This window comes from Nocardia sp. X0981, assembly GCF_977089955.1.
Genome location: NZ_OZ372435.1, coordinates 1,112,375 through 1,124,134, shown reverse-complemented (window position 1 = coordinate 1,124,134; position 11,760 = coordinate 1,112,375). Strand labels below are relative to the sequence as shown.

Genomic DNA, 11,760 nt, shown 5'->3' with positions numbered 1-11,760 from the left:
GGGGCCGGTCAGGTGCGCTCGGCCCGCGGCCGGTCGTATCGCCGCGCCCACTGCCGGCAGGGCTCCTCCACCAGGGCATGGCTCGCCGCGGCGATCGGCAGCGTGAAGGCCACGGTCAGTGCCAGTACGACGAAGAAGTTCCCGTGGAAGGGCAGGATCCCGAAAACGGGGAAGATCACCGAGAGCACGGCCAGATGCCAGATGAAGATGCCGTAGGACCAGCGCCCCGCCATCGCGGCCGGGGCCGAGGTCAGCCAACGGTGGGTTCTCTCCGCCGGGCCGAGGACCAGCGGTGCCAGCAGCGCGAACCCGATCACCGCCCCCAGCCCCATCTTCGCCGCGTACTGCCACGGCTCGGCCCGGGTGAGCCCGGCGACCCCGCCCAGGTCGGTCGCGGAGGCCACGAACGCCGTGCCCGCGACCGCCCACATCCACCGTTGCTTGCCCAGGATCCGCCGCCAGGAGGCCCGCCGCTCATCGCACAGCAGTTCGGCCAGCAACATGCCTCCCGCGAACCACGGTAGGTAAGCGGGCAGCCAGTTGTCGGCGTGGATCGCGTTCGGGGTCGGTACCGGGATGAAGTTCCAGCTCAGGCTGATCAGCCCCAGCGCCAGCACCGCCGGTACCCGCGCCCGGGCGGCGCGCCCGCGTAACCGGTGCAGCAGCCATGCCAGCAGCGGCAGTACGAGGTAGAAGGCCACCTCCACCGACAGGCTCCACATCTGGGTGAGGCCGTCGGTCAGCGTGAGGGGCACGAAGACCTGGAGCAACAGCAGGTTGGAGAGCCATACCTGCAGGCCGGCGGTATCGGCGGCGGCCGGTACCAACAGCAGCACCGCGCACACCACCACCCAGTAGGCGGGCACGATGCGGGCGACCCGGTGCCGCAGGTAGTACCCGAGGGTGGGCGCTTGTACCTGTCCGCGGGCGGCCAGGGCGTGCGGCCGCCACAGCAGGAAGCCGGAAAGGGCGAAGAACACCGCCACCGCCATATCGAAGCGTTCCAGCAGGCGGCCGAGCAGCGGAATCGAGGTGGCACCGGTCTGGAAGGCCACATGGGTGAGCAGCACCCCGAGTGCCGCCAAGCCGCGCATACCCTCCAGGGCCGGTAGAAAGGCCCGCTGGCGCGCCGCGGGTGGCGGTGCCGCGGGCGTGATCGTCGCCGGACCGGGGGCCGTGGCGGTGACCGGAACCGATTCGGTGGTGGGCTGAGCTCCGGGTCCGGTGATCGGAGTGGTCGTCATCGGGCTCCAGTCTGCCGGGCCGGCCGGTTCCCGGGGAAACCGGTATTTCACAATGGGCGTGGAAGCCTCTTTGTTTTCGGTCCTAATCCGGCCTCGCCAGCGCCGGGGTACCCCTCAGGCTGTTAGTGTCAGGGCTCACGAGTGCCGCGGCGCCCCGCTGTACCCGCGGAACGACCTGTGTTCTACGACGAGGAGACTTTGCATGGCACTGAGTGCCGGAACCAGAAGGACGGTTGCCTGCGTGCTCGTGGGTCTCGGCGCGTTGCTGATCGTTGCCGCGCTGATGATTCCTACCTACACCGTCGGCAAGATGGCCAAGACTCCTCTCGATCTCGAGATCACCACGGTCGCGGTCAACCAGCAAGACGAGGAGAGTCTGGTACTGGACTCCACCTCGCTGACCCAGGAAGGGCGTTCGGCCGAGGTCGACGAGAACGTTCCGCTGGTTTCCCAGCGGTTCCTGACCGTCGAGGATCCCTCCAACGCCGAGGAGATGACCGTCCAGGGTGGTAACACGCTGCGCCGGATCGACAAGGCGGGTGATACCGGCGTGCTGACGGCCTACGTCGACCGGGTCACCATCGACCGCAAGACCGGTGAGCCCGTCTCCACCGACCCCAACGGCTCGATCGCGATGACCACCAATACCAAGGGCGAGAGCATCGCCGATCCGGTGCACCGCGCCGGGTTGCAGTACCGGTTCCCGATCGGCACCGAGAAGAAGAACTACCCGTACTTCGACGTCCTCGCCCGGACCACCACCGATATGGTGTTCCAGGAGGAGACCGAGATCAACGGGACCACGGTCTACCACTTCCAGCAGCAGGTGCCGGTGACCAACCTCGCGGAGGTCTACAAGGCCCCGACGAACAAGCTGAGCCTGCCCGCGGCCAAATGGGGCGTCGAGGGCGGCGAGGAACCGGTCACCATGTACCGCTTCTACAGCAATACCCGCGATGTGTGGGTCGAGCCGCAGACCGGCACCATCGTCAAGGGTGGTGAACAGCTGAACATCTTCTACGGCCGCAGCGCCGACAAGCAGGAGGTGACGGCTCTCAAGGCGCATATGGTCTTCGATGCCGACACCGTCGAATCGCAGCTCGCCATCGCCAAGGACAGCATGGACCAGCTCTCGCTGTTCGGCCGTATCCTGCCGATCGTCCTCGGTGTCCTCGGTGTCATCGCCCTGATCGCGGGCATCGTGCTCGGCGTCAAGGGCGGCGGATCCGGTGAGCCGGCTCGCGCCACGGGCCCCTCGGGCCGGCGGCCGAGCGGATCGGCGCCGACCGGTGTCGACGCGGACGCGCCGACCACCACCCTCCCGCGCGCCGACGCCGATGCCCCGACGGAGACCATAGAACTCCCGAAGAAGCTGTAGCGCCGACGTACCGCGAAGGCTCCCCGGACGGCAGGTCCGGGGAGCCTTCGTCTATGGGTGAGGGTTCGTACCGGATCCTCCGGTAGGCAAAGGCCCGTACGGGCCGGAGACGGGAAACCCCGCCCCGGAAAGCCCGGGGCGGGGTTTCCCGCTCGATGGGGTCTCGGTCAGCGCAACGTGGCCGTGAGGTGCGGGTATCCCTTCTTCGGATGCCGCAGGGCCAGCTCCCAGCCGCCATCGGCCGGATCCGCGTACACGTTCACGGTCGCCGGCAGCAGGACCGGCTTACCGAATTTCACCGCATAGGAGACGCGGCCGGGGATACGTCCTTCCAGGCTGCCCAGAATCGCCGCCGCCGACCACATTCCGTGGGCGATCGCGCGGGGGAATCCGAAGGCCTTGGCGCCCAGGGCCGAGGTGTGGATCGGATTCTGATCGCCGGAGGCGTTCGCGTACCGGGTGATCGTCTGCTGATCCACCTTCAGGGTCCGCAGCGGGGGCGGAGGCACCTCTTCCGGTTTCGGCTCCGGTTTCGGACCGCCCGACAGCGAAGTCTTCTGCTGGTGCAGGAAGGTGGTGACCTGCCGCCACACCAGTTCCCGGCCCACCCGGATCTCGCTGATCGCGTCCACCAGCAGACCCTTGGGGTGCTCGCGGAGATTCTCGATACGCGCGGTGATGTCCAGCGGTTCGCTCACCGAGATCTCCCGGCCGCGTTCGATCAGGTTCTCCGCGTGGACGGCACCGACCGCGACGAACGGGAAATCACGCTGCACCACCAGTTTCATCACCATCGGGAAGGTGATGACGAACGGGTAGGTCAGCGGCAGCGTATCCCCGAAGCGCAGGCCGGTGGCCCGGCAATAGGCGGCCAGATGCTCCGGATCCACCCGGAAACCGTCGAGCCGGACCTCCCGGTCCGGGATGGCGTCCTTGCGGCCGGACACGAACGGAACCGGGACCGCGCCCAGTGCCGCCTTCACGTACAGGCTGCCGTTCTTGGGCGGTGCGTCGAGGGTGATGATCTCGGTCATCACGCGCCGATCATGCTCTGGCCGCAGACCCGGACGATATTGCCGTTCACCGCGTTCGACGCCGGGCTGGCGAAGTAGGCGATGGTCTCGGCGACGTCCACGGTCTGGCCGCCCTGGTTCAGGGAAGCCATCAACCGGCCGCCTTCGCGCGTGGCCAGCGGGATGGCCGCGGTCATGGCGGTTTCGATGAAACCGGGTGCCACGGCATTGATGGTGATGTTCTTCTCGGCCAGGGCGGGCGCCTCGGCATTCACCATGCCGATCACACCGGCTTTGGACGCGCCGTAGTTGGTCTGGCCCCGGTTGCCGGCGATACCCGCGATGGAGGATACGTCGATCACCCGGCCGCCCTCCTTCAGGGCGCCCGAGGCAACCAGGCCCTGGGTGATCCGGTGCGGAGCGGCGAGGTTCACGTTCAGCACGGCGTTCCACCGGCCCGCGTCCATGTTCGCCAGCAGTTTGTCCCGGGTGATACCGGCGTTGTGCACGATGATGTCGATCCCGCCGAACCGTTCGGTGGCGAATTCGGCGAGCCGTTCGGCGGCGTCCGGTGCGGTGACATCCAATGCCAGCGCGGTACCGCCCACCTTGTTGGCGGTCTCGGCCAGCGCCTCACCGGCGGCCGGGATATCGGCCACGATGACCTGGGCGCCGTCGCGGGCGAAGACCTCGGCGATGGTGGCGCCGATACCGCGCGCCGCTCCGGTGACCACGGCGACCTTCCCGTCCAGCGGACGGTTCCAGTCGGCCGGGGCGACGGCGTCGTCCTTGCCGACCCGGATCACCTGACCGTCCACGAACGCCGATTTGGCCGAGAGTACGAACCGCAGCGTCGAGGCGAGCCCGGTGGCCGCCGGGGCGGCTTCCGGATGCAGGTACACCAGTTGCGAGGTGGCGCCGCGCAGCAGTTCCTTGCCCACCGACCGGGTGAAGCCCTCGAGCGCCCGCTGTGCGATCTGGCCGTCCACGGTCCCGGCCAGTTCCGGGGTGGTGCCGATGACCAGCACCCGGCCGGACGGGGCGATGCTGCGCATGGCGGGCTGGAAGAACTCGAACAGCTGGGACAGGTCTTCGATGCTGCCGATCCCCGTGGCGTCGAAGACCAGCGCGCCGTACTTGGTGCCGGCGGCCGGCGAATCGGCGAAGGTGTAGTCGTCGGCCAGGAGCGCGCGCAGCGGTTCGGCGACCCGGCCCTTGCCGCCCAGCAGTACCGGGCCCGGAAGCGGCGGCTCACCGGGTACGTAGCGGCGCAACTTCTCCGGCTTCGGCAGGCCCAGCTTGTTCGCGAGGAACCCGCCCGGCGCGGAATTGACGAACGATCCGTAGAGGTTGGGTGCACCCTTGCTCTTGGCTGCCACTGTTCCCACCTTTTCCTGTTGCTCGTTGTGGTGTCGGTACCGGTGTCGACATTGAACTTACTCCGGAGTAAGTTTATCGTAAACCGATCGCGGGCGGGCGTCGGCGCCGCGGCTGGGTACCGCGGCCCGGGGCCGGAGCACCCGACCATCTCGCCACCTCGACAACCTGGGAGACCCGAGTGACCACCACACCCCGTTCGACACGTCCGGTCGCCATCCTCGGCGGTAACCGCATCCCCTTCGCGCGTTCCGACAAGGCGTACGCGCAGGCCTCCAACCAGGACATGTTCACCGCGACCCTGGACGGCTTGGTGAGCCGTTTCAATCTGCAGGGCGAACGGCTGGGCATGGTGGCCGGCGGCGCGGTCCTCAAGCGGGTCGGCGAGCACGGCATGATCCGGGAGAGCGTGCTGGGTAGCCGGCTCAGCCCCTACACCCCGGCCCATGATCTGCAGCTGGCCTGCGGTACCGGTCTGCAGGCGATCGTCACCGTGGGCGACGCCATCGCGGCCGGCCGGATCGAGGCGGGAATCGGCGGCGGTACCGACACCACCTCCGACGCGCCGATCGGCGTCAGCGAGCGGATGCGCGAATGGATGCTGAAGATCAATCGTGCCCGTACCAACGCCGAACGTCTCAAACTGGTGGGCCAGCTGCGGCCGGGCATGATCGGTATCGAGATCCCGCGCAACGCCGAACCGCGCACCGGGCTGTCGATGGGGGAGCACGCGGCCGTCACGGCCAAGGAGTTCGGTATCGCCCGCGAGGCGCAGGACGAGCTCGCCTACCTGTCGCACAAGAACATGGCCGCCGCCTACGAACGTGGTTTCTTCGATGATCTGGTCACCCCCTTCCTCGGGCTGACCCGCGACGACAATCTGCGGCCGGATTCCTCCCTGGAGAAGCTCGCCACCCTGAAACCGGTCTTCGGTGTGAAGCTGGGCGATGCCACCATGACCGCGGGTAACTCCACCCCCCTCACCGACGGCGCCTCGGCCGTGCTGCTGTCCAGTGAGGAATGGGCCGCCGAGCGCAGCCTTCCGGTGCTGGCTCGGCTGGTGGACAGCGAAGTCGCCGCCGTCGATTACATCCACGGGCCCGACGGGCTGCTCATGGCTCCCACCTACGCGGTACCTCGGTTGCTGGCCCGCAACGGGCTCACCCTGCAGGATTTCGACTACTACGAGATCCACGAGGCCTTCGCGTCGGTGGTGCTGGCCACCCTGCAGGCCTGGGAATCGGATCAGTACTGCAAGGAGCGGCTGGGGCTGGACGGGGCTCTCGGTTCCATCGACCGCACCAAACTCAACGTGAACGGCTCCTCGCTGGCCGCCGGGCACCCCTTCGCGGCCACCGGCGGCCGGATCGTCGCCCAGACCGCGAAGCTCCTGGCGGAGAAGGGCTCCGGCCGGGCGCTCATCTCCATCTGCGCCGCCGGTGGACAGGGCGTGGTCGCGATCCTGGAGCGCTGACCCCACCGGGTCCCGCGGCCCCTCGGAAGAGGGGCCGCGCGTGCCCGGCGTGTCGGCGCGGCCGGTCGCGGCGCCCCGGTCGAGGGGTCGGGGGCTCCGCGCGCCGATTCGTCGGCGGTCGTGGTGCGCCGGCGTCCGCGTGGCCGGCGGGGTATCCCGACGGCCGCGTCCGCCGGGGGGACACCCGCCGTGTGCCGGTACTGCCATAGGCTGATCGGCCCGTTCCGTGTGGTGTGGAGAAAGCGGTCTACTCCGTCTCGGGCAGCTCATGATGCCCACCGAACGCCTCGCGCATCGCCGACAGGGTTTTGTCGGCGTACTCCGATGCGCCGCGCGAGCCGAAGCGCTGGAACAGCGCCGCGGCGAGTACCGGCGCCGGTACGCCGATATCGACCGCCGCGTCCAGGGTCCAGCGACCCTCGCCGGAGTCGGAGACCCGTCCGCCGAAGGAGTCCAGACCGGGGTCGGCGCGTAGTTGGGCCGCGGTCAGATCCAGCAGCCACGAGGCCACCACCGAGCCACGTCGCCACACCTCGGCTACCTCGGCGATATCGATGTCGTAGCGGTAGTACTCGGGATGCTCGAGCGGTGTCTCCTCCGCCGAGTAGGCGCCGGTCGCCCGGTCGCCGTGGTCGGCCTTGTGTAGAATGTTGAATCCTTCCGCATATGCCGCCATGACGCCGTATTCGATGCCGTTGTGCACCATTTTCACGAAGTGGCCGGCCCCGGCCGGACCGCAGTGCAGGTAGCCCTGCTCGGCCGGAGTGGGTTCCCCGGTTCTCCCCGGGGTCCGCGGGGCGGCCGAGACGCCGGGCGCGATGGCCCGCAGCAACGGTTCGATATGCCGGAACGGCTCCACCGCACCGCCGACCATGAGACAGAAACCACGTTCCCTGCCGAACACCCCGCCCGAGGTTCCGATATCGAGATAGTGGATACCGAGCGGGTCCAGCTTCGCCGCGCGGGCGATATCGTCGTGGTAGCGGCTGTTCCCACCATCGATGACGATATCGCCGGGCGCGAGCAGATCCGCCAGTTGCTCGATGACGCCTCCGGTGAGGCCGGCGGGGATCATCACCCACACCACCCGGGGGGTGTCGAGGGCGGCGACGAATTCGGCGAGGTCGGTGCTGCCCCGGAAGCCACCGCCCAATTCGGCCGCGAGGTCGTCGATGACGTCGGCGCGGCGTTCGCACCCCACCGCGGTGTGGCCGTTCGCGACGATCCGGCGCACGATATTCGCGCCCATCCGGCCGAGGCCGATCATGCCCAACTGCATCGCGCGTCTCCTTCGCGTGGGTAGGAGCCCGGAACGCATGTGATACCGATTGTGCCCGCCGGTGGACGATCTTCCGATGAGCCCGGTGTAACACTCCGGCTGTGCCGCCGATATACCGGTCGGCCCCGTGTATTCGCCTGACCCCCGACCCGGCGACTGCACGGGGCCGCTCTGCTGTCCGAGGCCCGAGCACTCGCTGGCTCAAATGTGACGCCGATCGCGACCAGATGGCGTAGCTGTGATCGATCCGGCACTGGAGATTACAGTTCGGACAACTATCGTTGGCGAAGGCTCGCATCCCCGCGGGTTCCGAAAGACATTTCGATTGGGGAGGACGGTTCGTGAGCGGCGAATCGCACACCGACCGAGGCGACGGACACGGCCTCGGCCACCCGCGGCCTACCGCCGGCGGCCCACACCAGCCGCTCGGCACCGGCCGTGCGCACCCGCCGTCCGCACCCGCGGATCCCGCGGAGACCGTCGTACCCGGTTGGCGAGGCGGTAGTTCCTGGCTGCATCCGGTCAAGGCCGCCGGTGAGCAGCCGCCCTCCGGGCCGAATGGGCCGGAGCCCTCTCCTGACTCTGTTTCCAGTGTCACCCCGCCGCAAACCTCCGCTTCGGCGCCCATGGGCTCTTCCGGCCCCCGGCCCGGTGCGGAGCAGGCTCCCCACGGCCACCCCCTCCCGGAGCCACCCGGCCCCGTACCCGATTCCGCCGACCCGACCGGGCCCGATTTCGTCACCCAGCAGTTCCCCCGCCCCGCTGTCGCGCCGCCGTCCGCGGGCCCCGAGGTCGCGTTGCCGTCCGCGGGCCCGGCTGCCTCGGACGAGCCCGGTTCGCTGGATCCGGACGCACCGACCGAGGTTTTCGATTCGACCGCCCTCACCCGTCGCCTGGCCGACGGCGGGCCGTCCTCGTGGCCCGGACACCCCGATAATCCCACCACCCGGGACGTGATGGCGCAGGGTTCGTCCGGCTCATCCGCGGCTGCGCCGCGTGGTCCGCTCGCCCGCGGGGGCTCCCGTGGTTCCGGCGACCGGGCGGGCCGGTTGCATGCCGTTCGGGCCCGGCTGCGTGATTCCGCGTCCGCCCGGCGGGTGCTGGTGGTGGCCGCGGTCGTGTTCGGTATCGCGCTGGTCGGCTATATCGCCGATCTGGTGCTGACCTCCGGCAAGGTGCCGCGTGGGGTCGAGGTCGCGGGGATCGCCATCGGCGGAATGGATCGCGAGGAAGCCCACGCGAAACTGCAGACCGCGCTCGACGCCCGGGCAGGCGAAGTGGTGCCGGTGAAGATCGCCGATATACAGACCCAGGTGGTGCCTGCCGCCGCCGGTCTGGGCGTGGATTGGGACGCCACCTGGGAACGGGTGGGCGGTCAGCCGCTCAACCCGGCCGCCCGGCTGCTGTCCCTCGTGGCCGACCGAGAGGTTCCGGTGGCCACCGCTGTCGACGAGGCCGAGCTGAGCGATACCTTCGCCGAATTGAGCGTCTACGATCAGCCGCCAGTGGAGGGCAGTGTCGAGTTCCAGGGAATCCAGCCGGTCGCGGTGAACCCCGTGCCCGGCCGGATGCTGGACCAGCCCGCCGCGCGGACCGTACTCACCGAACAGTGGGCTACCGCGAGCACCCTGGACCTGCCGGTGGCGACCGCTCCGCCCGCGGTGCGGCGGGACGCGATCCAGCAGGCCCTGCACCAGATCGCCGAACCCGCCGTGAGCGGTCCGGTGGTGTACACGGGCAAAGGTGGCACCGAGGCCACCCTGGAGCCCGAGCAGATCGCCGCGATCGTCGATTTCGTGCCCGACGGCAACGGTGGTCTGCGGGTCGAGTTCGACCACCGGGTCGCCACCGACCTGCTCGCTCCGCAGCTGGCCGATACCGAGGTGGAACCCGAGGACGCGACCTTCACGTTCTCGGGTACGCCCACCGTCGTTCCCTCGGTCGTCGGCGACAAGATCAACTGGGAGCGCACGCTGGAACAGCTGCCCGCCATGCTCGCCGCCGCCGGCCCCCAGCGGTCCACCCCCGCGATCTACGAGCGGATCGAACCCGCGCTCACCACCCAGGCCGCGGAGGCCCTCGGTATCACCGAGGTGATGGGCGAGTTCACCACCAGCGGTTTCAGCGGGCCCTCCGGGGTGAACATCCGTACGGTCGCCCAGGAGGTGAACGGAGCCGTCGTCAAACCTGGTGACACCTTCTCACTGAACGGGCATACCGGCCCGCGCGGCGCGGCCGAGGGCTATGTGGAATCCGGCATCATCGACCACGGGCGTCCCAGTAAAGCCGTCGGCGGTGGGATCAGCCAGTTCGCCACCACGCTCTACAACGCCGCGTACTTCGCCGGGCTGGAGGACGCGGGCCATACCGAGCACAGCTATTACATCTCCCGGTACCCGGCGGCCCGGGAAGCGACCGTTTTCGACGGCGCGATCGATCTGCAGTTCCGCAACAACACCCCGCACGGCCTGTACATCCAGGCGTTCGCGGACAGCTACCAGGTGACGGTGCGTATCTGGGGCACCAAGACGGTGAACGTGGAATCGATCACCGGTGAGAAAACCAAGCCGACCGAACCGGAAACCATCACCCTGCCCGAGGGCGACGACTGTATCCCGTCGCAGGGCGCGCCGGGCTTCACCATTTCCGATACTCGCGTGATCACCGATATCAATACGGGCGGGGAGATCTCCCGGACCACCCGCACGGTGAAATACGACCCGGTACCGGAGGTGAAATGCGAGGCGCCCGACGAGAAGAAGGAATCGGACGAGCCGACGTCCGCGCCGAGCGGTGGCGAGGACAGCGGTCGCTGACCGGCGACGCCCTCTCCGCGAACGATTCGTGCGGGGCCGCGGTTACAGGGGGGTACGCATCAGCAGCACGTTGTATTGCCGGTGCACCGTGAGCAGGAAATACAGATCGCTGCCGGTCTGATAGGGGAAGATCATCGGCGCGTAGGCGGTGGGCAGGTCGGCGGCCTCCACCAGCACGCGGGGAGCGCTCCACGGCCCCTGCGGTGCGTCGGCGGTGCGCAGGACGACCGAGTTGCCCGGATCCGTCGTCAGCATGACGAATTGCCCCAGGTGCTCGTTCCACTGCACCGAGAGTTCCGCTACGCCCTCGACCACCGGCACCGAAGCCTCGGGATCGTTCGGTTTCCATTCCCGGCCGTCCCAGTACTCGTAGGCGTCGATATCCGCGATCGCGGCTTCACGGACGCGGGACACATATCCCGGGTGATCGCGGCCCGCCGGTGTGCCGTACCGGTAGACGTACCCCGCGTCTTTCACGAAGGCGTTCTGCTGAAAACGTTCGTGGCCGTCCACATTGGCCCGGCGTGTGGTCGGTAGCTGGGCCCAGCTGCGGCCGCCGTCGGCGGAAGCGGCGAGAGTGGAGAAATTGGTGATCCACCGGCCGTGGTCGCCCCATTCCTTCACCGACATCAGGCTCAGATATTGCACCCCGCCCACCGCGATACCGGCGGTGGGGATGAGGCTGATCTCGATACCCGGGATCTTCGGACTCGGGAGCGGATTCGGCACCGCGCCGTCGAAAACGATTCCCTGCGAGGGGTCCTTGGTACGGCTGTGGAAGATCACATTGCTGGTCCACGCCCATACGCTGCCGGCCAGCATATTCGGTATGCCCAACCCCGCGGAATCACCGAACGCGGTGAGCAGGGTACCGGCTCCGTCGTCCCACATGATGCCCAGATCGGTGCCGAGCACATTCACCTGCTGGGTCCGGTTGGGGCTGTCCATCCCGGTCACCTGGAAAACGGCCTGGGTCTCGCCCGGCAGGGCCGGCAGTCCCCGCGGCTCGCCGTTGATACCGGGAATCGGGTTCACATTGTTGGGATCCGCCCCGGCCGAACCGGTCAGCACGAGAGCGGCGGTGGCACCGACGATCCCGGCGCGTACGAGTACGGACAGCGGGCGGCGGCTCATTGTCGGTGTCCTCCTACGGAACTCGCGGCAATTCTGCGGGCCATC

General features: G+C 68.6%; 8 protein-coding genes. 3 read left to right on the top strand and 5 right to left on the bottom strand.

The features are described from left to right. Positions 1–8: 8 nt before the first annotated feature. Entirely contained in the window at positions 9–1,244 is a 1,236-nt protein-coding gene (locus ACYR7D_RS04900) for an acyltransferase family protein (protein WP_459548436.1), read from the bottom strand. A 202-nt stretch (positions 1,245–1,446) separates the two neighbouring features. On the opposite strand from ACYR7D_RS04900, the gene ACYR7D_RS04895 reads away from it, so the two are divergent. Then, positions 1,447–2,622 (top strand): PorA family protein, encoded by a 1,176-nt coding sequence (locus ACYR7D_RS04895; RefSeq protein ID WP_459548435.1) that lies wholly within the window; start codon positions 1,447–1,449, stop codon positions 2,620–2,622. Between the two features lie 167 nt (positions 2,623–2,789). On the opposite strand, the gene ACYR7D_RS04890 is transcribed toward ACYR7D_RS04895, so the two are convergent. Continuing rightward, positions 2,790–3,656 carry a MaoC/PaaZ C-terminal domain-containing protein gene (locus ACYR7D_RS04890; RefSeq protein ID WP_459550020.1) on the bottom strand — a complete coding sequence of 289 codons (867 nt, stop codon included), beginning with the start codon at positions 3,654–3,656 and terminating at the stop codon, positions 2,790–2,792. Continuing rightward, positions 3,656–5,014, bottom strand: a complete 1,359-nt coding sequence (locus ACYR7D_RS04885; protein WP_459548434.1) for a 3-oxoacyl-ACP reductase — start codon at positions 5,012–5,014, stop codon at positions 3,656–3,658. Before ACYR7D_RS04885 ends, ACYR7D_RS04890 begins: the two co-directional genes overlap by 1 nt. 179 nt (positions 5,015–5,193) lie before the next feature. On the opposite strand from ACYR7D_RS04885, the gene ACYR7D_RS04880 reads away from it, so the two are divergent. After that, positions 5,194–6,486, top strand: coding sequence for an acetyl-CoA C-acetyltransferase (locus ACYR7D_RS04880; protein ID WP_459548433.1), 1,293 nt, complete (start codon positions 5,194–5,196; stop codon positions 6,484–6,486). 247 nt (positions 6,487–6,733) lie between these two features. Here the strand turns inward: ACYR7D_RS04880 and gnd are convergent, their stop codons facing one another. Beyond that, complete coding sequence (gene gnd / locus ACYR7D_RS04875) at positions 6,734–7,765, bottom strand: phosphogluconate dehydrogenase (NAD(+)-dependent, decarboxylating) (RefSeq protein WP_459548432.1); 1,032 nt, start codon at positions 7,763–7,765, stop codon at positions 6,734–6,736. A gap of 626 nt (positions 7,766–8,391) precedes the next feature. On the opposite strand from gnd, the gene ACYR7D_RS04870 reads away from it, so the two are divergent. Continuing rightward, a complete protein-coding gene (locus tag ACYR7D_RS04870; RefSeq protein WP_459548431.1) occupies positions 8,392–10,581 on the top strand; it encodes a VanW family protein in 2,190 nt (729 codons plus the stop codon). A 42-nt stretch (positions 10,582–10,623) separates the two neighbouring features. Here ACYR7D_RS04870 and ACYR7D_RS04865 read toward each other — a convergent pair whose 3' ends face one another. Next, the gene (locus ACYR7D_RS04865) at positions 10,624–11,715 is read right to left on the bottom strand and encodes a DUF4185 domain-containing protein (protein ID WP_459548430.1); all 1,092 of its coding nucleotides are present in this window, start codon (positions 11,713–11,715) and stop codon (positions 10,624–10,626) included. Positions 11,716–11,760 lie beyond the last annotated feature (45 nt).